The 23179-nt window shown below is 38.0% G+C and carries 25 protein-coding genes; 10 read left to right on the top strand and 15 right to left on the bottom strand.

Going from position 1 to position 23179, the window contains the following annotated elements:
• Positions 1-82 precede the first annotated feature (82 nt).
• Genes hypE through hypB form a run of 4 tightly spaced genes read right to left on the bottom strand, consistent with a single transcriptional unit; the run spans position 83 to position 3302 of the window.
• Positions 83-1081 carry a hydrogenase expression/formation protein HypE gene (hypE, locus tag ACM66U_RS05000; protein WP_418641297.1) on the bottom strand — a complete coding sequence of 333 codons (999 nt, stop codon included), beginning with the start codon at positions 1079-1081 and terminating at the stop codon, positions 83-85.
• Positions 1078-2223 (bottom strand): hydrogenase formation protein HypD, encoded by a 1146-nt coding sequence (gene hypD / locus ACM66U_RS04995; RefSeq protein WP_151900564.1) that lies wholly within the window; start codon positions 2221-2223, stop codon positions 1078-1080. The genes hypE and hypD overlap by 4 nt, the downstream gene beginning before the upstream one ends.
• 1 nt (position 2224) lies before the next feature.
• Entirely contained in the window at positions 2225-2515 is a 291-nt protein-coding gene (locus ACM66U_RS04990; protein WP_151900565.1) for a HypC/HybG/HupF family hydrogenase formation chaperone, read from the bottom strand.
• Between the two features lies 1 nt (position 2516).
• Positions 2517-3302 (bottom strand): hydrogenase nickel incorporation protein HypB, encoded by a 786-nt coding sequence (hypB, locus tag ACM66U_RS04985; protein WP_418641296.1) that lies wholly within the window; start codon positions 3300-3302, stop codon positions 2517-2519.
• 208 nt (positions 3303-3510) lie between these two features.
• Between hypB and cbiM the strand changes: the two genes are divergently transcribed.
• The 6 genes from cbiM to ACM66U_RS04955 are packed head-to-tail and all read left to right on the top strand — an operon-like array spanning position 3511 to position 6961.
• Positions 3511-4158, top strand: a complete 648-nt coding sequence (cbiM, locus tag ACM66U_RS04980) for a cobalt transporter CbiM (protein ID WP_418641295.1) — start codon at positions 3511-3513, stop codon at positions 4156-4158.
• Positions 4148-4456: a PDGLE domain-containing protein gene (locus tag ACM66U_RS04975; protein WP_418641294.1), complete on the top strand. Its 309-nt coding sequence runs from the start codon at positions 4148-4150 to the stop codon at positions 4454-4456. Before cbiM ends, ACM66U_RS04975 begins: the two co-directional genes overlap by 11 nt.
• Complete coding sequence (locus ACM66U_RS04970; protein WP_418641293.1) at positions 4443-4979, top strand: hypothetical protein; 537 nt, start codon at positions 4443-4445, stop codon at positions 4977-4979. Before ACM66U_RS04975 ends, ACM66U_RS04970 begins: the two co-directional genes overlap by 14 nt.
• Entirely contained in the window at positions 4976-5731 is a 756-nt protein-coding gene (locus ACM66U_RS04965) for an energy-coupling factor ABC transporter ATP-binding protein (protein WP_418641292.1), read from the top strand. Before ACM66U_RS04970 ends, ACM66U_RS04965 begins: the two co-directional genes overlap by 4 nt.
• Positions 5732-5744: 13 nt before the next feature.
• Positions 5745-6428 carry a transposase gene (locus ACM66U_RS04960; protein ID WP_418641291.1) on the top strand — a complete coding sequence of 228 codons (684 nt, stop codon included), beginning with the start codon at positions 5745-5747 and terminating at the stop codon, positions 6426-6428.
• Positions 6425-6961, top strand: a complete 537-nt coding sequence (locus ACM66U_RS04955; protein ID WP_418641290.1) for a HyaD/HybD family hydrogenase maturation endopeptidase — start codon at positions 6425-6427, stop codon at positions 6959-6961. The genes ACM66U_RS04960 and ACM66U_RS04955 overlap by 4 nt, the downstream gene beginning before the upstream one ends.
• 152 nt (positions 6962-7113) lie before the next feature.
• On the opposite strand, the gene ACM66U_RS04950 is transcribed toward ACM66U_RS04955, so the two are convergent.
• The 11 genes from ACM66U_RS04950 to ACM66U_RS04900 form a co-directional block, all read right to left on the bottom strand.
• On the bottom strand, positions 7114-7671 hold the full coding sequence (locus ACM66U_RS04950) for a hydrogenase maturation protease (RefSeq protein WP_418641289.1): 558 nt from the start codon (positions 7669-7671) through the stop codon (positions 7114-7116).
• Positions 7664-9952 carry a carbamoyltransferase HypF gene (gene hypF, locus ACM66U_RS04945; protein ID WP_418641288.1) on the bottom strand — a complete coding sequence of 763 codons (2289 nt, stop codon included), beginning with the start codon at positions 9950-9952 and terminating at the stop codon, positions 7664-7666. The genes ACM66U_RS04950 and hypF overlap by 8 nt, the downstream gene beginning before the upstream one ends.
• The gene (locus ACM66U_RS04940; RefSeq protein WP_418641287.1) at positions 9930-11855 is read right to left on the bottom strand and encodes a hypothetical protein; all 1926 of its coding nucleotides are present in this window, start codon (positions 11853-11855) and stop codon (positions 9930-9932) included. The genes hypF and ACM66U_RS04940 overlap by 23 nt, the downstream gene beginning before the upstream one ends.
• A gap of 41 nt (positions 11856-11896) precedes the next feature.
• Positions 11897-12631 carry a cytochrome b/b6 domain-containing protein gene (locus ACM66U_RS04935; protein WP_151900573.1) on the bottom strand — a complete coding sequence of 245 codons (735 nt, stop codon included), beginning with the start codon at positions 12629-12631 and terminating at the stop codon, positions 11897-11899.
• 11 nt (positions 12632-12642) lie between these two features.
• Positions 12643-14421, bottom strand: coding sequence for a nickel-dependent hydrogenase large subunit (locus ACM66U_RS04930; protein WP_151900574.1), 1779 nt, complete (start codon positions 14419-14421; stop codon positions 12643-12645).
• Positions 14421-15656 (bottom strand): hydrogenase small subunit, encoded by a 1236-nt coding sequence (locus ACM66U_RS04925; protein WP_151900575.1) that lies wholly within the window; start codon positions 15654-15656, stop codon positions 14421-14423. The genes ACM66U_RS04930 and ACM66U_RS04925 overlap by 1 nt, the downstream gene beginning before the upstream one ends.
• A 135-nt stretch (positions 15657-15791) precedes the next feature.
• Positions 15792-17093 carry a nickel-dependent hydrogenase large subunit gene (locus tag ACM66U_RS04920; RefSeq protein ID WP_151900576.1) on the bottom strand — a complete coding sequence of 434 codons (1302 nt, stop codon included), beginning with the start codon at positions 17091-17093 and terminating at the stop codon, positions 15792-15794.
• Positions 17071-17976, bottom strand: a complete 906-nt coding sequence (locus ACM66U_RS04915) for a hydrogenase (protein ID WP_418641286.1) — start codon at positions 17974-17976, stop codon at positions 17071-17073. Before ACM66U_RS04915 ends, ACM66U_RS04920 begins: the two co-directional genes overlap by 23 nt.
• A complete protein-coding gene (locus ACM66U_RS04910) occupies positions 17954-18550 on the bottom strand; it encodes a TetR/AcrR family transcriptional regulator (protein ID WP_418641285.1) in 597 nt (198 codons plus the stop codon). Before ACM66U_RS04910 ends, ACM66U_RS04915 begins: the two co-directional genes overlap by 23 nt.
• A gap of 71 nt (positions 18551-18621) precedes the next feature.
• Positions 18622-19140: a thiamine phosphate synthase gene (locus tag ACM66U_RS04905; protein WP_418641284.1), complete on the bottom strand. Its 519-nt coding sequence runs from the start codon at positions 19138-19140 to the stop codon at positions 18622-18624.
• Positions 19140-19568 (bottom strand): hypothetical protein, encoded by a 429-nt coding sequence (locus ACM66U_RS04900; RefSeq protein ID WP_418641283.1) that lies wholly within the window; start codon positions 19566-19568, stop codon positions 19140-19142. The genes ACM66U_RS04905 and ACM66U_RS04900 overlap by 1 nt, the downstream gene beginning before the upstream one ends.
• Positions 19569-19827: 259 nt before the next feature.
• Between ACM66U_RS04900 and ACM66U_RS04895 the strand changes: the two genes are divergently transcribed.
• The 4 genes from ACM66U_RS04895 to ACM66U_RS04880 all read left to right on the top strand — a co-directional run bounded on the left by ACM66U_RS04895 (position 19828) and on the right by ACM66U_RS04880 (position 23142).
• Complete coding sequence (locus ACM66U_RS04895) at positions 19828-20760, top strand: flagellar hook-length control protein FliK (protein WP_418641282.1); 933 nt, start codon at positions 19828-19830, stop codon at positions 20758-20760.
• Entirely contained in the window at positions 20757-21014 is a 258-nt protein-coding gene (locus tag ACM66U_RS04890; protein WP_418641281.1) for an EscU/YscU/HrcU family type III secretion system export apparatus switch protein, read from the top strand. Before ACM66U_RS04895 ends, ACM66U_RS04890 begins: the two co-directional genes overlap by 4 nt.
• 241 nt (positions 21015-21255) lie before the next feature.
• Positions 21256-22854 (top strand): IS1634 family transposase, encoded by a 1599-nt coding sequence (locus ACM66U_RS04885; protein WP_418640525.1) that lies wholly within the window; start codon positions 21256-21258, stop codon positions 22852-22854.
• 42 nt (positions 22855-22896) lie between these two features.
• Entirely contained in the window at positions 22897-23142 is a 246-nt protein-coding gene (locus ACM66U_RS04880) for an EscU/YscU/HrcU family type III secretion system export apparatus switch protein (RefSeq protein WP_418641280.1), read from the top strand.
• Positions 23143-23179: the final 37 nt, after the last annotated feature.

The following is a 23179-nucleotide window of genomic DNA, read 5'->3' as shown; positions in this document are numbered from 1 at the left end:
ATAAAAAAATTATAATTTATTGTAGCTTCTTTTTTTATGCTCTTTTGCTACATAAGTAGCTTAAGGATACCTCTGAAAACCCTTAACAGATACGGGGCAAAAGTTCCCCTGTAGGGGTATCTAAAAACCTTTTTGTTCCGTACGGGCTTAACAATATAACTTTTTGACTGTATTGTTTAGTGACACTGGCAATTGTAACAGCATTTTTGGAATTTTCAAAACCATGCAGTATATCAAGTGCTTTTTGTGCATCTTCTTTTTTCACTGCCAAAACAAAAGTACCTTCATTTGCAAGGTTGAGTGCTTCAAACCCCAACATCTCACATACTCCGTTTACCTCCTGCGAAACAGGAACAGCATCTTCTTGCACTTCTATACAGATATTGGATTGTTTTGCCCATTCATTCAGTACGGCACTGACTCCTCCACGCGTTGCATCCCGCATAGCAGTGACTTTCACATCTGCATCGAGCAAAGCCTGCACCTGATGGGTCAGTGATGCACAATCACTCTCTAAAGCAGTTGAGAGTTCTATTCCCTCACGAGCACAAAAGATGGTTGCACCATGACATCCAATATCACGACTCAGCAAAATAACATCATCAGTTGTGATATTGTTGGAGCTTATCCCTTTTTTTTGGATTTCTCCTATTCCTGTTGTATTGATAAAGATTTTGTCAACACTGCCACGGGGAACAACTTTTGTATCACCACTGACAACTACAGCACCATTGACTTCAAGCTCTTTTTTCATACTGCGCACTATTTTTTCAAGTTCACGGGTTGAAAACCCCTCTTCTATAATAACACTGCATGTAAGATATTTCGGCTTTGCACCCATCATGGCAAGATCGTTACATGTACCGCATACAGCCAGCTTTCCTATGTCTGCTCCCGGGAAAAAAAGAGGGCTTACCGTAAAACTGTCTGTAGAAAATGCAAGTTCGCCGCCATGTATCACCGCGGCATCTTCACTCTTTTGCAATATCTCATTTTTAAACGCTTTGTAAAAAATTTTGGAGATAAGCTCGTTGTTCTCTTCTCCGCCGTTACCCATGGCCAAAGTTATCTGTTTGTTCATAATAGATTTCCATATTTATAATACGCCGCACAGGCACCTTCACTGCTGACCATACAGCTGCCAAGCGGTGTCTGCGGTTTGCAGGCTGTACCAAAGATCGTACATTCGTTTGGTTTTGCCATTCCTCGAAGTATATCACCGCAGATACAAAGCTTATGGTCCTCTATCTCCTCTTTTGGTAAAATATCAGCATAAATATGTTCCGCATCAAGATAAGCATATTCGTCTTTGAGTCTGTATCCGCTATCGGGAATATTTCCAAGTCCCCGCCATTTAAAAAGAGAGGCTTTTTCAAAATACTTCTCTATAAGTGCCTGTGCTTTTTTATTGCCGTCATACGAAACAAGTCGTTTGTACTCCACTTCAAGTTCGCATCTGCCTTCATTGAACTGTCTGACTATCATCAAGATAGCTTCCATTACATCAACCGGTTCAAACCCTGCTACAACTACAGGTCGATTATACTTTTTTGGAAATTTTTCGTAAATTTTACTTCCTGTTATAACGCTTACATGTGAAGGCCCCAAAAAAGCATCAATTCTGTTGTTATAGCTGTCTACATGTTCATCTCTGCTGTCTATAAGCTCCACCATGACTTCAGGAACCGTGACATGGTTGATATGAAAGAAAATGTTTTTTATCTCTTTTTTAATAACAATATCTATAAGTGAAGTTGTCATAGGCGTTGTTGTCTCAAAACCGATGGCAAAAAAGATTATTTTTTTATCCGGATTTTCCTGAGCAATTTTGAGTGTATCAAGCGGAGAATAGACAAAACGCACATCCGCACCTTTTGCCCGAGCATCCTGCAGACTGCCGTGGCTTCCGGGTACTTTTATCATATCACCGAGTGTTACCAAAATCGTATCATCAAGCTCTGCCAATATGTAGGCATGATCAATCCGCTCTTTTGGCATAATACATACAGGACATCCCGGTCCGTGGATAAAGTTTATATTTTTTGGCAGAAGCTGCGGGAGACCAAATTTCATGATAGAGTGTGTATGACCGCCACAGACTTCCATGATATTAACCGGTTTTGGAAGTTTTTTTGCCTCTTCGTTTATAAGTTTTGCAAAACCCTCGATTACCTCAGGATTTCGAAAACCGTCATACAGATCTTTTAACTGGAGTTGGCTCATTTTATGCACCTCTGTTTGGACAGTTATCATCCTCTTCAACCAAAGAACGCCGCTCTTCCTCATCAAGTTTTTCTAAAATTTCATTGTAAACTCTGAGTGATTCGAGGGCATCCTCTTCATCTATTTTATTCATAATGAAACCGATATGCAATAATACATAATCACCGATTTGTACATCATCTTCTTCCATAAGTTCGAGTCCTGCCTCTCTTGTGATACCCATAGTATCAACAACCGCAACATTACGCTCTTTGTCTATCTTTACTACTTTGCTTGGTATTGATAAGCACATATTACCCTCTCATCTTTCTTTTAAACTCTATCCAGTCTATCACTTTTTCAACGGAGGCTTTGTCTTTGATATTTACTTCCAAAATATCTACATTTGGCTTGATTTTTCGTGCTTCATTTTTTTCATGTTCCACATCATACTCAAAATGCTCAAGCAAATCCGTTTTTGTAATAAGTATCAAATCAGCCTGACGAAACATTACAGGATATTTTTCTATCTTGTCACTCCCCTCAGGAACCGAAACAAGGACAATATTCAAATGTGTACCGACATCATAACTGGCCGGACAGACAAGGTTGCCGACATTTTCCACAAAACAGACATCAATCTCTTCAAGAGGCATTTCATGCAGACCCTTATGTACCATAAAAGCATCCAAATGACAGGCACTGCCTGTTTGAATCTGATATGCCGGTATCCCTTTTGCTTTAATCCGCTCAGCATCTCTGCTCGTTTCCAAATCACCCTCGATGACTCCAAACTTAAAATCAGCCATATCAGCCATATGCTCCAAAAGTGTCGTTTTTCCGCTTCCGGGGCTGCTCATCAGATTAATACTCAAGACATTGTGTTTATCAAAATGGGCACGGTTATGTCCTGCTTCATGATTGTTTTTATCCAGAATTTTTGTAATGACACTGATCGTTTTAGAATCATTAAGCTGTGGGTTATGATGCAGTGTTTCATGTGCTGCCTGGTGTTCATCTGAATGATGATGGTCGTGTGAATGACTGTGATCGTGAGTGTGTTCTTTTCCTGCTATTGAGCATCCGCAATCTGCGCACATATTTTTTCCTCAAACAAATTTTTATAAAGTTTATTTGAATAATAATAAAAAAAAGGTAAATTTACTCATTTCTTATATAATTTTGGAACATTTCTGAATAAATATTCATTTTTAGTTCTAAAACCATATAAGAACCTCTTTTTTTTATCTGCAAATCATTTTAAATCTATACAATTAGAGATACAATAATGTTTTTAAAGGAAAAATGATGCATATACCAGATGGCTATATATCTCCGACAACCGTCATAGCGACCTATGCTATTGCTCTGCCCCTTTGGATTTATGGACTCAAAAAGCTCAAAGAAAAACTGAGTGAAGAAACACTTCCTCTTATAGGAGCTTTAAGCGCAATGAGTTTTATTATTATGATGTTTAATATTCCTGTTCCGGGAGGAACCAGCGGACATGCAGTCGGTGCTGCACTTATTGCTATATTATTCGGACCCTGGGTAGGTTTTATTTCTGTAAGTTTGGTACTGCTTATACAGGCTGTAGTCTTTGGAGACGGAGGCATTTCAGCATATGCCCTCAATGCTCTTTCTATGGCACTGACAGGCTCATTTAGTGCCTATTTTGTTTTTAAAATACTCAAAAACAAAAAATTTGCACCATTTTTAGCAGGCTGGACGGGTATTGTAAGTTCATCATTTATTGTAGCAGTTGCCCTTGGTATACAGCCCTTGTTTTGGACACATAACGGACAGCCACTCTATTTTCCTTTTAACTTAAAAACAACAATGGTGGCACTGGTCGGTTCTCATATGCTCTTTTTCGGAATTGTTGAAGGAGTATTTACACAACTGATATATAACTATCTCCAAGGAAAAAACAGGGAGCTCTCTTATGAAAAATAAACTTTTTTTTCTGTTGTCACTTTTAATTATAGCAGTACCTCTTGGACTTTTGAGTGAAAATCCGGCTTGGGGAGAATGGGAAGAGGATTATTATGAGAAAATTTTGGGTTTTATACCAACTGGAATTAAAAATGCGCATACTCTGGTTTCACCTGTACCTGATTACTCCATCAACGGAATGAATGAGGTAGTCAGTTACTATCTCTCTGCCTTACTCGGTTTGACCCTGATCTATGGGCTTTTTTATATTCTGACAAAAATCACAGCCAAAAAACAGGATAACCATGATTCTGTATAGACTCTTATTTATTGCCTCTCTTTTACTGATTCTTTCATTAAAAGAGATGGCTTTGATAGCTCTGTTTTTAGCTGTTTTACTTCTTCTTTCTTATAAGAAAGCGCTCTATATCACTAAAAAAGCAGTGAAATCGCTTCTCTTTTTTAATCTCAGTGTCTCTCTTGGGTATTTTATTGTTGCATCTCTCAAGGGTATTGATCCTTATCATTATATTTTTTACATCAATCTTAAAGTTTTTACGATAACATATTTTGTATTTTATTTTTTTCATAAAATTAATATGGTGGATTTTTTTGCTTTTTCCAAAGATTTAGGTTTTTTACTGATGATTACACTCTCTCAAATCATCTCTTATAAAAAAACCTATGAAGATTTTACACTTGCATACAAAGCAAGAGTCATAAAAAAACTCCACTCAAGAGAAAAAAAGTTCATTCTCAGAGTCTTTGAATTTTTCTTCTCTAAAGCATTAAAAGATTCAAAAGAGAGAACATTAGCGATGAAAGCAAGGGGATTTTTTTGATAACACTGCAAAATATAGAGTTTTCCTATGAAGAAAAAAAAGTCTTACATGGCATTTCACTTACAATCCACAAAGGTGAAAAAGTCGTACTTTTAGGCAGTAACGGAAGCGGAAAGTCAACTCTTTTAAGAATTTTAGCCGCCCTCTACTTTCCAAAAAAAGGAGAGTATTTTTTTCATGCCAAAAAGATTAGCAAAAAAAATATTGACAAAAACTTCCGAAAAAAAATAGGCATCCTTTTTCAAAATCCCGAAAGCATGATTTTCAATCCCACTGTAAAAGATGAAATAGCCTTTTCTTTGCGTGAATTTGACGAAGAGAACATTGACAAAAAAGTACTGGCAATAAGTGAAAAGTTCGGCATTACACATCTTTTAGGCAAAAACCCGCTTGAACTCAGCGGTGGTGAAAAACAAAAAGTTGTTCTTGCCTCCATTTTGGTTTATGAACCGGAAATTTTGCTTTTAGATGAGCCTACAGCTGCGATGGATCCAAGGACTACCGGCTGGTTTGTAGACTTAATGCTTGAAATACAGACAACCGTTATAGTCGCAACACATGATTTGAGTATAGCCTATGAAGTGAGCAACAGAGCTATTGTACTTGATGAAAAACATACAATGGTATATGACGGAGATATTGAAAAACTTTTTAAAGATTTACAAATTTTACAAAAAGCAAATCTTATCCACAAGCACAAACACAGACATAAAAAAGATTTTATACATTCTCACTATCATTTACATTTTTAAAGGGGATTTACAAATGATCTGGCAGCAAGAATGTTTGTATTGCAAACACTATGTTTACAAAACAGCAACAAACAACCTAAAATGTTCCTGTTGTAAGAAAAAATATTCTCGTGCCAGAGTCAATAAAATACTTTTTTTAATGGAGTGTTTTATTCGAAATATCAGTGCCCTTGAAGCCTCTAAACTTTACCATATTTCCTACATTTCAACAAAAAACTATTATCATGATTTTCGTCTTTTATGTGCCGCTGTTTCAGAAGAACATTATGAAAAAATCAGAGAAAAAAGCGTTGAATATGAAGAGTATTTCTATATAGAAAAATCAAAAAAAAGCCAAAAAAATGCGCTTTTTGATGCTCATAATTTTTTGACTTTTGATTATGAAGGCTATATTTACACCATTTTAATGCCCTCTATGCACAAATACAAAGCACAGTTTTTACAAGATCAGATTGAAGAGGTCTATATAGAGGAGTTGAACAAATTCAAGCGTCAAAGCAGGATTATCAAAGTCTCCAAACATTACAATACCATAGTAAAATTCTGGGAGTATTTTGAAGCAAAGATCACTTTATACAAAGGGATTTCCAACGAATATTTTGCCTACTATCTCAAAGAGTTTGAATTTAAATTCAATTATTCAAAAGAAGAAGCTTTAGAACTTCTCATACAAAATTATTTTAAAGAGCAGACATGAAACAACTGGCACTCCTGAGCGTAGGAAACATTTTAGAATTTGATGATGGTGTAGCTGTCTATGCTTCACAATACCTGGAAAAAAACTACACATTTTCTCCGCAGACAGATATTGTCAACGGCGGTGTTGAAGGCATAAATCTCTTAAATCTTTTTATGGAGTATAAACATATCATCATTCTTGATGCCATTGAGATAGATGACAAACCCGGCAGTATCTATCATATACCATCAAATGAGCTTACAGGATATGGTCTCAATTCCGGCGGAGCACATGAAATAGGTGTGTTGCAGTGTTTTGATATTTTAGAACTTATGGGAAAAGAGATCCCTAAATCGAGTATCATCGGTATAGTGCCACAAAAAATTGATGTATGTATAGGATTAAGTATGACTATGCAGGAGACTTTTGCTACATATATTGATACTGTCATTGCTGTCTTGCAAAAAGAGGGAATTCAAGTAAGCAAAAATGAACATCCTGTCTCATTGGAAGCTATTATTGAAAGTTTCAAAAACCCTGTAAGCCGATAATGCAGATGTATAATTTGCTTTGAACTTTGAGGAATTACAGGAGTTGTGGATATATCTCATATCTGCATTATCATGAAAAAGTCGTAGTTGCATCCAAAATCTTAAAAATGAATGAACATTCATATATTAATATATTCTATCTTATATTCCTGTTAAAAACCACGATTAAATTCTATACTCGGATTGGCAAATATATGCAAAATATCTTCCAAAGAGCATCTTTTTTCTTTTTCTTTCACAACAATGCCCATATTTTTCAAGGTCTGCAAAATAACACTGATATAGTTTTGCCAATGCGACTCAAGAGCTTCGCTCAATGCCACTTCTACCGATATAATATCCTCTGGAACAATACTGATGACCGTTGTCTCTGCCATTTTTTCACTCATAGAACAAATTTGCAGCATTTCGGCAATTTCGACTTCATTGGCAGTTTTTTTGACAAGCTCTCCGTCTAAAAATTCATCAGTTGTTTTTACACTGATCTCTCCCGTTTTTTTCATATTATCAGAGGCTGTATTTACAATAATGACTGCATCATATTCCTGCAAAAGAGGCATTAGTCTAAAGCCCAGTGTCCCTCCATCGACTATTTCGATTTTCGGTTCAAAATCAAAATTTTCTTTTAAAAACTTTCCGGCATACAGACCGGCTCCTTCATCTTTAAAAAATGCATTGCCGCTTCCGATAAGTGCTACTTTTTTATTCATAATTTTCCTTGATACTGTTTTGATGTAATGCATAATAAGCCTGCCCCAGTGATATACCACCGTCATTTACCGGTACTTTTGATGCAATATTATATTTAATATGATTTTTTTGAAAAAGAGACACAACTTTTTCCAGTAAATAACTGTTTTGAAAAACACCTCCGCTGAGTATTACTCTTTTATTTTTATGTTGTAAGCTGATTTGTATTATCATCGCAGCAAGAGCATTCATAAATTTTGCCGGTATTAGCTCTTTTTTCTCTTCGGCAAGTATCTCCTTGATAAGATTTTTACAAGATATCACATCATCTTTTACCTCAAAAGTATACTTCTTTCTTGTTTTAAATTCGCGTGCAAGACTCTCCATAATCATCCCGCTCTCTCCTTCGTGTCCTAAAGGATTCAAAAAACCACACAAGGCATACACAGCGTCAAAGAGTCTTCCCACAGAAGTAGTCTGTATAGAGTTTATACCCCTGTTTCGCATGAGGTAGAGCGTTTGTATCTCCTTTTTATCCAAAGAAGATACAAAATCATTGGGCATACTCTTTATTTCCTCAAGAGAAAAAATATCAAACAAAAGGGAAAGAGCAACTCTCTTTGGTTCTTTTATCGCTTTTTCACCCCCTATCAAAAAAAATTCTTCCATATGGCAGACTCTTTTGTACGCTTTTGGTGTTGCCAAAAGCACTTCACCACCCCATAACACTCCATCGTCTCCAAAACCTGTACCGTCAAAACAAAATACCAAAACTTCTTCATCCAAATCATACTCTGCCATCGTACCCAAAGCATGCGCATAATGATGCTGCAGCTGTATAAGTTCACATAAGGGATGATTTTGTATGTACTCTTTGGCCCATTTTGTTGTTTCATATCCTGGATGTTTGTCACATACAATAATGTCAGGTTGAAAATTATAAAGTCTTTGAAAAGTTTGCACAGTCTGCCTGAAATATTCCATAGCACCAACTGTATTTAAATCCCCGATATGAGGTGAAATAACAATATTTCCCTCAAAAGCCAAAGTAATTGTACTTTTTTGCTGTGCACCGAGTGCCAGGATTTTTTTACTCTTTTGTATCTTTGTTACAAAACTCAGTGGGGCAAAACCCCGTGCCAACCGTAATGTGATATTTTGATCGGCAATCTGCATCATAACACTGTCATCACAGCCGTTAATGATCTCACGGTCATGGTTAAGCGATACTTCCACAACAAGGGGCAATTTTTTAAAGAGTTCTTTTTGATCTTGAATAATCGGTTCATCACTTAAATTTGCACTTGTGGCTACTATGGGGAATTTGAGTTTTTTTAAAATCAATTCATGTAAGGGTGTATAGGGAAGGAACGCACCGATTTTGTCTATATTCGGAGCAATGTATTTGCATAATACCTGTTGCTGGCTTTTCTTTTTTACCAAAACAATGGGACGCTCTTTTGAAACTATGAGTTCTTTTTCACGCTTGGAAACTTGACAGATTTTTTGTAAAGACTCTATATTTTCAAACATTACAGCCAACGGTTTGCTTGGTCTGTGCTTGTTAATTCTCAAAAGCATCACTGCTTCTTCATTTCTTGCATCACATACAAGATGAAAGCCGCCCAGTCCTTTGACAGCCACTGTTTTACCGGATTTTATACACTCACATATTTTTTCTACAGCCTCATTGTTCTGAGCCTGACACTCTTCCATCAAAGATACAAATTCCAACTTTGGTCCACAGTCATAACAGGAAATCGGCTGCGCATGATAACGGCGATTTGTCGAGTCCTCATACTCCTCTTTACATGTATCGCACATTGTAAAGTTTTGCATTGAGGTGTTTTTTCTGTCATATGGAAGATTTTTTATAATGGTATATCTCGGTCCGCAGTTGATACAGTTGATAAAAGGATACATGTAACGGCGGTTTTTCTTATCAAACATTTCACGCTTGCAGTCATCACACAGTGTCATATCCGGGCTCAGCATTGTTGAAAGAGCGCTGTCTTGGGATTTTACAATACTAAAACCATCATCACTTTTGAGCTGTATATCTTCAATGCCAAGCGTATCTATTCTACTCAAAGGCGGCGCTGAAAAATCAATCTCTTTGATAAATTCAAGAAGCGTCTCGTTTTCCCCCTGTACTTCAACAACAACGCCATTTCCATCATTAAAAACAAAGCCGCATAACCTGTACCTGTTGGCTAAGGCATAAATAAACGGGCGAAATCCGACACCTTGAACAATACCGCTGATATATATCTTTTTTCTACAGATAGACTCCGCCGACAACAGCACTCTCCTTGCCAATTGGATAATTCATGTTCATAAGAGGCGGAGACATTTTCAAATTTCTTTGCATTCTTGAAAAAAGTGACTGGTTTGAAAAATGTGTTCCGCACAGTACAATGTGTTGGGCTTTTGTTTTGGATTTGAGTTCCTGTAAAATATCATTAAAATAATCCCCAAAACTCTCAAATATGGAATAAGCGAGGATAGAAGTACTTACATCAGCCAACTGGTATGAGATAATGCTTGAGAGAAAAGCCGCATGGTCAAAACGGTTGTCACTTACATGGGTGTCAATTTGGATACCGCCTTTGCCTACAAATTTCATCGCTTCATTGACAACGCCCCGCATTGTTTCATCTTCAATTCCGAGTAAAATTGCCACTGCTTCAAAAAGCTTCACATCTTTTTTCTTTTGCAGATGAAGCAGCTTTTTATAAATGCGGGGCATGTTTTTTTCCAAATTGACAACAAGTCTGTCAGACCCTTCTCTGAGATTTTTTATATCTTCTATGATGTTTTTGCCATCAAAAGCCTTGGGAGGCACAACTCTGAGAACATTTTTACCGTCATAATACAAAAAAGAGGGTTCTTCGTCAAAATAGGCTCCGACACATTTTTGTCCGAATACCTCATGTTCTGCAATCACAGACATAAAAGAAGCCTCTTCGGGCATAAAAATATGCTGATTTGGATGATACACTTCTTCTGTCCCCTCTATGACATTTACTTGCTCTACATGTAAAGAGTCAAAGTGTTGCATTTTATCAAAAAACATCTGATTTTCTTTTGCAAAGCCGATATATTCGTCAGCGATAGACAAAACATTTCGTTTTTTCAGATTATGTGAAGGGAAAGAGACTCTCTCTCCCTGGGCAATAAAAGAGACATCTTTGTTTAAAAAGACTCTCATGTCTTTTTGCGGATTGATTTCAAGGTCATAATCCATCAGCATATCAGCCTCACAGGCAGCATCAGCATCTTCATAGGCAATAAAATCTACGCCAAGTTTTTGCAATTCTGCTCCCAACAAAATACAAAATCCATCATCAGGATACTTTACATAGGCAGTATTGCGTCCAAGCTTTTCTTTAAGTGCTTCATTTTTAAGCGTTACATGTAAGATCGGTCGCTCAATACCAAGCAGCGCATTAAACTCCTCTGTAATCAAGGAGAGATGGTCTGTTATTTTGGCCGCATTTATCATCATAAGCACGGAGTCATCATGCATTGTATCGGCTTTGTAAAAAAGACGATATCCCATCGTTGTTTTTATGAGCAGCTTTTTATCATCATTGAGTGCTTTTGCCGCCACCTCAAACATCGTACGAAAACTTCCTGCATCATTGGCATAGCGTTCACTCGATTTGTTCACAAGACGTACCGGCACACCACACTCCTGGCAGCTGTTAATGTGATGCGATTCTCTCAAACCGGCACTTTGCATCTCTTCCTTACATGATGCACAGGGAACAACAAATTTCATAGAGGTGTTTTGTCGTGCATAAGGATAGGCATGTAAAAAACTGTAATTGCCTCCGCAACAGCTGCATGATGTAAAAGGATAGTAATATCTGCGTGAGCTTACATCAAACATCTCTTTTTGACAGGAGGGGCAAAGTCCCAGGTTTAAAGGGTATTCATTCTTTAATTCTGTCTTCGAAGAGACTTCTTCCTCGTTTGCATAACTTTTGGAAGCTTTTAAAAAGATGGAAGCCGGCAGTTTTTGTGCAATTGTATCAAGACACGCTTGTAGATTTTCATGTTCTGATGCAAAAGCACAAATGATTTTTCCTTCTCTTTGCGATATGTCCGCAACAATATCACAGGTTTTTACAATAGATACGACTGTATTATAAAGATAGTTTTGAGAAGATGTTGTGTGTAATTCCAAGATGAATGCCATTGAATGCCTTTAAAATGATTTTTCTGTGTCAGAAAGAAGCGCTATGCTTCTTTCTCTTTAACAAATTTGGTACCGCTGACAACAATACCAATGTCTCCCTCTTTCCAAAATATGGTACGCCATACCTGATAATAGATATGAAATGCCACCCAGGAAAGGATAAACCACATAGTCATGTGATGTACAATACGCACATCCATAATATTTGTTCCCGTTGCCGTTGAACCAATCATCCATGATGAAACCGGCAGGGTCCAGTCTGTCACCAAATGCAACATCCAGGGCCACCATGACCCTATAGAACTCAGCCCGGATTCAAGCCCGTGTACATAGAGTTGCAGTCCTGTCAAAAGCATCCATGCAAGCATTAAATGAAACAGCAAAAAGAAAACAGTATTGAAACTGTCACTGTGAGTAGAATCAAACTTTTTACGGCGGTTCAGCATAACAAGGTTGATGATTACTTCAAAAAACTCTTTGATGTTTCCTGCCGTCGGGATGATCTTTTTATATGGCTTTTCAAATCTTGAAAAGAAATAAAGATACGCGATGACAATACTGCTGACGTCAAATATGATTGCAATCATAAAATGCACCCATCGGTTCCATGCCATCACATACTTCATAACAGCAGGCTCAGCAATCAGTGTCTGATAATAAGGATGCCCTATATAGAGTCCGGTTACCACCGCACCTACCATGCTGAATGCGACAACCCAGTGGTTGAGCCGCATAAAAGCTGTCATCCTTTTGACTTGTTTGTATTTAGGTTTCATAATTGTTCTCCTTAGATACTGCAACCGGTATCTATTTTATAGACACCGAGTTCCTTACCCTTTGTATCAACAACATGCACTGCACACGCGATACAAGGATCAAAACTATGAATGGTACGTATAATCTCCAGAGGCTGTTCGGGATCAGCCACCTTTGTACCGATAAGTGCTGCTTCGTATGCTCCCAAACGGCCTTTGTAATCCCGTGGTGCAGCATTCCATGTTGAAGGCACTACTGCCTGATAATTTGAAATTTTTCCGTTTTCTACTCTCACCCAGTGACCGAGCGCTCCGCGAGGTGCTTCGGCAAGTCCCATTCCTTTTGTCTTCACACTTACTTTGTCAAAATCAAACTCTGTCCATGTTCGCAAATCTCCGCTTGCAGCATTTGCAGCCAACTCATCTACCCACTCAACCATAACATCAGCCATAAGCTCTGTCTCAATAGCACGGGCTGCTGTACGTCCGACTGTACTAAAGAGTACCGCTGTCGGTAAATTACCGCGTTTTAAGAAGTTCATGACATATTTTGTTATTCTCTCATCTTTTTTGGCAACACCGACAACCATACGTGCCAAAGGTCCGACTTCAACACGGGTATCATTATAAATCGGAGACTTGATCCAGGAGTATTTCTCATCAGTTTTAAGGTAGGCTATGCCATCCTCTTTTTTATCAAGTCCGGTATATTCCGGAATGGTTGTACCATCATACGGATGTTCGGGTTTTCCTGTACCTGCATACCATGAGTGTGTAACATCTTCTGCAATTTTTTGCGGATCAACATCTTCAACTTTTGACAAATCACCACCATAAACCAGTCCGCTTGGAAAAAGTGTTTTTGCCTTGTAAAAACCGGTATCATCAAGTCTGAAATCACCATAGGTCATATAGTTAAGCAGACCTCCGCCGGTTCCGCCGACACCTTTGCCCTGCATAAGTTCAGTAAATGTTGCTTTCGAATCCGTTGCTTCATCGGCATACATTGTTCCAGCCATATAAACATCCGGAAGGTAGGCCTGCTTGACAAACTTTGTGGTATCTTGTAAAAGCTGTTTAAACAAAGCAATTCTTGCAGGATTTTGAATATCCTGCACACAGGTCACCCCACCGACAACTATAGACTGAGGATGCGGATTTTTCCCGCCAAATATAGCCTGCATTTTTGCCATATCTCTTTGAATATCCAGTGCTTTGAGATAATGTGCAACACCAATGAGGTTTTGTTCCGGAGTCAGTTTATAATGTTTGTTCCCCCAGTAACCATTCCCGAAAATTCCAAGACGGCCCTGTTTGACAAACTTGGCTACTCTCTCTTGGACCTCTTTAAGATCTCCATATCCTTCATACGGGACTGTTCCGGCTACTGCAGCCCATTTTTCTGCTTCTTTTGCCGCTTTTTTCGGATCTGCCGAGAGTGCTGAAACAACATCCACAAAGTCAAGTGCATGCAGGTGATAAAAATGCACCAAATGGTCATGCATATAGAGTGCCCCCTGAATAAGGTTACGCACCAAACGCGCATTTTTAGGAACAGTAATGTCAAAAGCATCTTCTACTGCCTCAATACTTCGCTGATAATGCGTTCCCGTACAAACACCACAGATACGCATAGCCAACAATCCCGCATCGCGTGGATCACGGCCTTTTAAAATTGTCTCAATCCCTCTAAAGAGTGTTGAGGAAGCATACGCATCTACAATTGTATTGTTCTCATCTATAATTGCCTCTATTCTTAAATGACCCTCGATTCTTGTTATAGGGTCAACTACTATATGTTTCTTTGCCATTATGCTTCTCCTCCATCTTCTTTCTTCCCTGCTACTGCACTGGCCACTGCATGAATACCTATACCTATGCCCGCTGCGGTCAAGAGTCCCAAACCAAACTCATCAACAGTTTTTTCCACACCGCCGGTAGGTGCTTTAATTTTCGCATCTGCCATTGGTCTCTCATACGCATATTTATCCCAGAAATCCGGTTCTGAACAACCGATACAACCGCGGCCAACACCGACAGGCCAGTTCACACCCTCGTTATATCTTACTATGGAACAGTTGTTAAATGTCATTGGACCTTTACAACCGACTTTGTAGAGACAGAAGTTGTTTTTTGCACCCTCGTCACCCCACTCTTCCACATACTCACCTGCATCAAAGTGCGCTCTTCTTTCGCAGTTGTCATGAATTCTATAGCCAAAAGCAAACTTCGGACGAAGCAGTGAATCCAGTTCCGGAACCTGTCCGGTTAGGATGTAGTGTAAGATAACCCCTACCATATTTGCAGGATTGGCAGGACAGGCAGGAATGTTGATAAGAGGTTTGCCCTGTATGACATCCATCACACCTACCGCACCTGTCGGATTTGGAGCAGCCGCAGGCACTCCTCCAAAAGTCGCACAACTTCCGACTGCAACAACAGCAGCTGCATGTTTTGCCACACGCAACAAGTGGTCATGCATAGTCTCACCGCTTGCACCTATAGTTCCAAACTGTCCGTTCATGCCAAGCGGTACCGCTCCCTCAACAAACAGAAGGTATTTGTCTTTGAAAGTCTCCATCGCATCTTCAAGCTGTTTTTCAGCCTGATGTCCTGCAGCAGCCTGAAGTGTTTCATGAAACTCCAAAGAGATGATATCAAGCACAATTTCATCAATTTTCGGTCCGTCTGAACGCAGTAATGCCTCAGAGTTTCCGGCACAGTCTGAGAGTTCCAGCCAGATAACAGGCGCTCTGTTCATAAGCAGCGCAGCGTCAGCTACAAGCGGAGTAAAAGAAGCCGGAAGCATAAGCATACCGGTTACTGCACTTGCCCACTTTAAAAAATCCCTTCTCTCGATTCCCTGCATCTCCAAAACATCAGTAATGTCCAATCTGTTATTAATCGGTTGTTGCGTTTTTAACTCTTCAATACGGGCTTGACACTTCTCAAACAGCTTTTCATAATAAGCATCCCCTTTGTTCGTCTCAACGCGTGCACTTTTTGATGTAAAGAGTTTTTTTACACCTTCAATTCTATCCGCCATAGCTGACTCCTTCTCTATAAATGAATAATCATTCACTATCTTACAAAAGAATAACTTAAACAAATATAATATTTATTAAATTGAACTAAATTTATATTTTTCTTATATGGTTTTAGAACTAAACAGCTGTCTGAACTAGTGAGTAGTACACACAGAACAGACATCAAAAGTGCGAAATATGAATTTTGCATCTGCCTGTGAGCAATGCAGCATTGCCTGTTGTGCGGGGGAAGGATTTTCTTTTGTAGCGCTTGCTATATTGTACTGTGTCGGAGTGATGATTTCATAAGACTTTATAATACCCTCTTTTATTTGTACTCTGTGAATTAACGGTCCCCTGGGTGCTTCCACAACACCTTCTCCCGTTCCTGAGATGTTTTTAAGAGGAATAGTCTCTCTACAGGATGCTTCACTGATATTTATCTCATCCAAAAGTTTTTTGCAAAATCCAAGAAGATATGCGGTCTCATAAATGCGTGCCATAACACGGGTATAGGCACTGTCTTTAAATCTTCTGTGCATATTTTTTATGAGCTTAAACTCTTTTGCCATGCAACGTGCAAGCGGACCTGTTTCGTAAAACTGGTTTTTATAAAGCGCATTTTTTGCATAACTCTTCTCATCCGGCGCATAGGCATCCTGTGTCTCTACATATTTGGAAGCTACCTTGAAAAGCTTCGTCCCTTTTACTTTTGCAGCATGAGAAAACTCATGTATGCCTATACTTAAAAATGTATCTTTTGCATGACCTTTTTTGTGCATCTCCAAATCTATCAATAACTGCTCAATTTTTGCAAAATCACTCTCAAGCGGTGCAAAGTCTTTACATGATTCAAAAGATAAAAACTCCTCAACACTCGCGCCTAAAGTCTCTGCTTCAAAATACTCTGTCAGTTTTTGCAAATGACTTTTTGCCTTTGTAAGGTCCACATAGGTAAAATCACTTGTAATCCCTCCGGGAACCATATAAGAGGAATGCGGCCACTGTCCGGCAAAAATTGCCAGGATTTTTGTTGCAAAAGAGGCTCCGTAAGCTCCTTTAAGCGGAGTATTGAGCAGTTCTTCGGACTCTGAAAGTTCTCTGAGGTGCGGAACAAGCACCAAATATATCCATTTCAGATGGTTTTGAATAATTTCTAAAACCAGTGTTATTTCACGTACCTTTGCTGCTTTGTTTGTTATCTCAACAACAGAATCGCTGTTTTTATAGGCATCTTCTATTGCCCGCACACTTGCCAAAAGATGGGAATGCCCGCAAATACCACACACTCTTGGGGTAATTACCAAAGCATCCATAGCATTTTTGCCCTCAAGCATCTTTTCCATACCTCTGAAATGTGGAAAGGCTATGGTTACAAAATCGACGATATTGCCTTTCATATCAAAATAGAGTGAGGCTTCACCCTCTATCTGTTCAAGTATTGTTTTTGTAATCAATCAGAGGCTCCTCAAGTCGTTTTATGTGGAATGTTTTTGCAATACCTGTTACAGTCAGGTAGGCTCTCTTTGGTACACCGACAGGAGCATCTGCCGGTATGGACATATTTGTTTTTGTCTCAAAAAGATTTGTTCTTGGAAAGTCACTCTCTGTACAGCCAAAGCAGGGTGTTCCCGATCTTGTTTTGGAGTTCACACCATTCCAGAGAATTGTATTGCATGATCCGTGTGTCATCGGTGCACGACAACCCTGCTTGTAAAACAGGCAGCCTTCTTTTTCTCCAAAATGGTTTGCATCCACTTTCCACTCAAAATATTCGTTTCGTGTGCAGCCGTGATGCACCAGGGAGCTGTAAAGTTCTTGTGGTCTGTGCTCTTCATCAAGAACAATCTTGCGCCTGTCAATAATCATATTCAGTGTGAAACCCAGCCACTCCGGATGAACCGGGCACCCGGACAGGTTGATTATTTTTGCATTATATTCCTGCAGAGGACCGCTTTTTTCTGCTTCATTAAAAAGTATACCGGAATTTGTCTGGGGAGAAGTTGCCTTGAATATGCCGCCAAAACTGGCACAGGTACCGACTGCTATAATGTATTTGGCATTTTTTGCATAATGGCGGAGTATTTTGTCTACAAAAACACCTGCCCTTTTTAAAGACGGATCATATGCCCCTTCAAATATCAAAACATCACAGCCTGTTTTGCACTCTGCCATTTCGCTTAAAGCGTATTTTGAGGGTAAAAGGGGATGCTGTAAAAATTCTGTCTTTTCTAAAAGTTCGCCTAAATAATCCAGATTTAAAAAAGAGTGGGCATTCCCGTTACATGTAAGGCCCTGCAGCCAAAAAACCTTTAATTTATGTTCTTGTTTTGAGTGCATTATAAATGTTCTCAGAAATTGACTGTTTATAATCATCCAATGGTTCAGGAAGAATTTTCTCACCGTAAAGAAATACCATACCGCCCAGATAGCCCATGAAAAGCCCAAAAGCTGAGAAGAAATCCTGATCATGCAACTCACCTGAAGCCACACCCTTTTCAAAAAATATCATCATTTCCGTAATAAAAGGAGAAACACATATCATTCCCTCACATCCGTCTTTAAACACTTCCCTGTTTGAAAGATAGACACGCAAAAAATATTCTATCATTTCCGGTCTCTCTTTGGCCGTATCAAAATACATGGAGACAATTTTTTCAATTTTTTCCTCTGTGCTTATATCACTCTCATTGATGGCACGGATATTTTTGCCCAAATATTCAGAGATATACATAATGAGTTCTTTTGCCAAAATATCTTTTGAACTAAAGTAGTTATAAAAGTTGCCGACACTCATACCTACTTTTTTCGCTATGTCAGGAATGGTGGTAATATAAAATCCGTTTTCAGAAAAAAGTTCCAGTGCCGCAGAAATTATTCCGTTTTTACGCTCTTCTTTTGTTGTTCTTGCCATACTCTTCCCAATAATTATATTTTCTGATTATAGCACCTTATCAGTGTAAGTGCAAAAATTATCTACCTAAATCAGCCTAAAAAGTAACGTATAGAAGCAAATCCGTAGACCTTTGTTTCACTTATCGCATCAATCTGCTCTTGCGTGACAATCCCGCCAAGGGCAAAAATTTTGACATCTGTCATCCCTGCTATACTTTGCAAATCCTGCACACCTTTGGGTTCACCCTTGTCCGGAGACGAAAATACGGGACTGTACGTCACATAATCAGCTCCCATCGCCTCGGCTACATGTACTTCATCATGCGTATGTGTACTGATGATGACTTCAAGCCCCAGTTCTTTTGCCTTTGGAATATCATCAAACTGTTGTGATGTCAAATGCACACCATCTGCACCCAATTCCTTAGCCAAGTTATATTCTTGATGCAAAAACACCTTGAGTTCGTGCAGGGGTTTGCACATTTGCACAAAGTTTTGTGCTTCTATGGCGTAGTTTTCATTCTCTTTGTCACGGTAGAGTGCAAAATCAGGCATATATTTTCTGAGTTGAAAATAAGAAGGAGAGGACGTTATGAGGTACTTTTTCATTATTTTTTCAACAAAGGATTTTGAAAATCTATTTTCTGCACATCCACATTTTTTGCATAACGCTCTGCCATTGCACAGACATGATAGTCGAGTCTGTCAAGCAAATAAAGTTCGGGTTTTGTATATTTTGCTTTTGCCTCTTCTATATAATTTTGTAAAAATGCCAAAGCTTCTGTTTCATCTTCAAACTTTATCTCGGCTATCATCTTTTGTATCATCTCATATTCATCCCCGCAGGCAGACAAAAAATCATAACTCAAATCCATAGTTTTAAGGTTGTGATGTGCTTTGGAAAATGCAAAATTATTATACAGCATACAGCCTACAAAGTATTCAATATCCGAGGGTTCATATTCGGAGTACTGATTTGCTTCTTTTGCAAAATGTTTATGCCAGATATCTAAAATCTTTTCTATTTTTTTATCCATTTTTTCTCTCTCTGTTTTTTATAATTTTTGTAAAAGTTCTTATGTTTTCGGGAAACGATGCTTTCGCTTCGTCTTTTAGGCTTTAAAGACTAAAGCCTAGATTAAAACCTCACTACCCTTAAGTTAAGCATTTTTTTGAACCGGTACTTCAGTGCCGGCTGTTGCAATAATCTTGCCACTCTCAGCCGGCACTGAAGTACCGGTTCCGAGAAAACATCTGTTTTTTGCGTATTATACTCAAGTATGATAAACTTATACTATGATAAAATTAAACAATGCCTCCTCCAAACAGTTACATGTAATCCTTCCAAATACAAACAAAGCATTGGCGGAGGTGTTGAAAAATGCCTCGCCTCAGGAGATGCAGACGCTGACACAGTCAAAAGATTTGGGCTCCGTCTTAGAAGCTTTATTGCAACGCTCTGTCAATTCAACAGCAAAACAGGATAAACTTTTGCTTGATTTGCTGCAGAACAATCCGACACTGAAAAATTTGACAAACATAAACTCGACACTCAAAGAACTCTTACAGACCTTACAACAGAACAAAAATCCGCTGCCCTTGGAAAAAACACTTGAAGGTTTTTTAACAGATATCAAAGAGATAAACCCAAAAGAGCTAAAAACAAAACTGCAAAATTCCGGTATTTTTTTAGAAGCAAACATAAAAAATTCACAAAACCCAAAAGAACTTTTTTCATCGGACTTGAAGGCTGTTCTTTTGCAAACCCATGAAGCATTGACGAATTCATCACAGCCAAATAAACACGAAATACTCAAACATATAGATAAACTTCTGCTTCAAATAGATTACAGCCAACTGCTTTCGCACCTGAAAAATGCCTCATCGCTTTATCTCCCTTATGTATGGGATGAACTTGAAGAGGGGAATATAACTGTAAAAAATGCAAAAAACAATAAATTTTTTTGCGATATCCATTTGCAGCTCAAAAACTACGGAGAGCTTGACCTGAGACTGGCACTTTTTCAGGACAATCAACTCAGTATCAATATAAGTACCCAAAACAAAACACTGAAATCTCTCCTGCAAAGCAATCTGCAAAACCTGAAAAAACAGCTCTTACATGTAAACATCCTGCCAAAAGAGATTCGCTTTGTTAACGTGCAGCAAAATGATTATGAAAAACAAATAAATGACGACCTGGAAATGGGATTTGAGCTAAAAGCATGAAAGAAAAAGCAGTCGCACTCAAATACAACAAAGAAAAAGACCAGGCACCTCTTATAAGTGCCAAAGGGGAAGGCAAAACAGCACAAAAAATCATTCAGCTTGCCAAAGAAAACGGTGTTCCTCTCAAAAAAGACGAAGATTTAGTGGAACTGTTGTCCAAGGTGGAACTTGACAAAGAAATACCTCCGCAGATGTATAAGGCTATCGCTGAAGTTTTTAGCTTTGTTTATTCAGTTACAAGAGAAAAATCATAAACAAATTAAGCGGTTATATGATATTGTTATCATATATTTAATTTCTGGGAAGGTCAATTGTGGAAGAAGAGCTTACATGTAAAAACTTAAATGAAATACAGCTTGGTCAGCTTCACATCACCTGAATTCCACGAATTCAAGAAAAACAGAGAAACATCCTCTGTAAAGCCCTAAAATAGGGGTATCATATTTCAAAAATGGGTGGCACAAACTTTAAGAGAAAGTTTTTTATAATACCTTTATGTATGTTAGAAAAAAGAAAAACTCAAGTGGTTCTGTCAGTATCCAAATAATAAAAAAAGTAAAAGGAAGATCAAAAGTAATTGAGAGCATAGGCTGTTCAAAAGATTCAGATGAGATAGAGGAACTTTTAAAAAAAGGCAAAGAGAGAATAAAAGAGTTAGAGCCCACACTGTTTGACAACATAGAACAAGAAGATAAAAAGTTAAAGTTTTTGTCAATCTCAAATGAGCAAATAATTCCTATAGGTGATGAACTCTTTTTTGGTAAAATCTTTGACAGGATTATCAGTAAAAAAACTATTTTCCAATCAGTGTATAAGAAAAATGATAAGCATGAACTTTTTAAAGCACTTGTAATATCAAGAATACTCTATCCAGGGAGTAAGCTGTATCTAAGTGACTATCTTTTTTATTTTAAAAAGAAAGAGATTAGCGATGAGACAATATACAGATTGGTAGATAGTCTTTATAAAGATGAGATTAAACAAAGAGTTGAAGAGGCTGTATATCAAGATACACTTGCAAAAATAGATAACAATTTAGTTGTAAGCTTCTATGATGTAACAACACTGTTTTTTGAGAGTGAGAGTGAAGATGACCTAAGAAGAATAGGTTTCTCCAAAGAAGGAAAATTAGCACGGCCACAGATACAACTGGGTCTATTTACAACACTACAAGGGTATCCTCTCTCTTATGAGGTGTATCACGGTAAAAAGTATGAGGGGCACACACTCCTTGAAGCACTAAAAAGCTTTCAAAAAAGATTTAAACTAAAACACAAGCCTATTGTAGTAGCTGACAGAGGTATGTTAAATGATGCCAATATAGCTTACCTTGAAAATAACGGGTACAGATATATCCTTGGTGCAAAAATTAAGATGCTACCAGGCAGCATCAAAGAGAAAATTACAAACCTGACATTTATTGATGATAGTACGACCCATGAAATAGAGATTGATAAAACTGTAAAATATACACAAGAAAATCAAAAATACTCTCTTGATATACACCAAAGACTCGTACTTACCTACTCATCAAAAAGAGCCAAAAAAGATAAACGCTTAAGAGAGAAGGCTCTTGAGAGATTAAAAGCAAAGATTGAGTATTCAACCAATCTCACTAAAAAAGATTTAAAACTCTCCCATTATGCAAAGTACTTGGATATTACAGATGATTGCAAAGTAGAGTTTAAACTCAATCATAACAAAGTCTTACAAGACAGCAAACTTGATGGATTAAAAGGGTATATAATAAACGATACTACACTTTCTCATAAAGATATAATAGAACATTACCAAAACCTTTGGCACATTGAAAAAGCTTTTAGAATTTCTAAAACAGATCTTCAAATACGGCCGATACATCACAGGCTAGAAACAAGAATCAAGGCCCATATCCTCATTTGCTTTGTGGCATATGCTATATATAAAGAGTTTGAAGTAAAAACAAGGGATTTAAAAAAAGAATATCAAATTTCATATAAAATTTTAAGGGACCTCATTAAACATGTATTTGCTATAAAGTTGGATGATGGTGAAATATTCCCTATGAAACTATCTAAGATTCAACAAAGATTTTATGATGCTTTGCATAGCTGACTTTAAAATTGTTTAAGTTTTTTCAAAAGTGGGTGGCAAATCGTGGAAAACAGGAAATACAACAAAGAAAAAGACCAGGCACCTCTTATAAGTGCCAAAGGGGAAGGCAAAACAGCACAAAAAATCATTCAGCTTGCCAAAGAAAACGGTGTTCCTCTCAAAAAAGACGAAGATTTAGTGGAACTGTTGTCCAAGGTGGAACTTGACAAAGAAATACCTCCGCAGATGTATAAGGCTATCGCTGAAGTTTTTAGCTTTGTTTATTCAGTTACAAGAGAAAAATCATAAACAAATTAAGCGGTTATATGATATTGTTATCATATAT

Origin of the sequence: Sulfurimonas sp. ST-27 (assembly GCF_048081595.1) — a bacterium.
Lineage (GTDB): Bacteria > Campylobacterota > Campylobacteria > Campylobacterales > Sulfurimonadaceae > Sulfurimonas > Sulfurimonas hydrogeniphila.
Note: the sequence above shows the minus strand (reverse complement) of the source record. Positions and strands in the feature narration are given on the sequence as shown.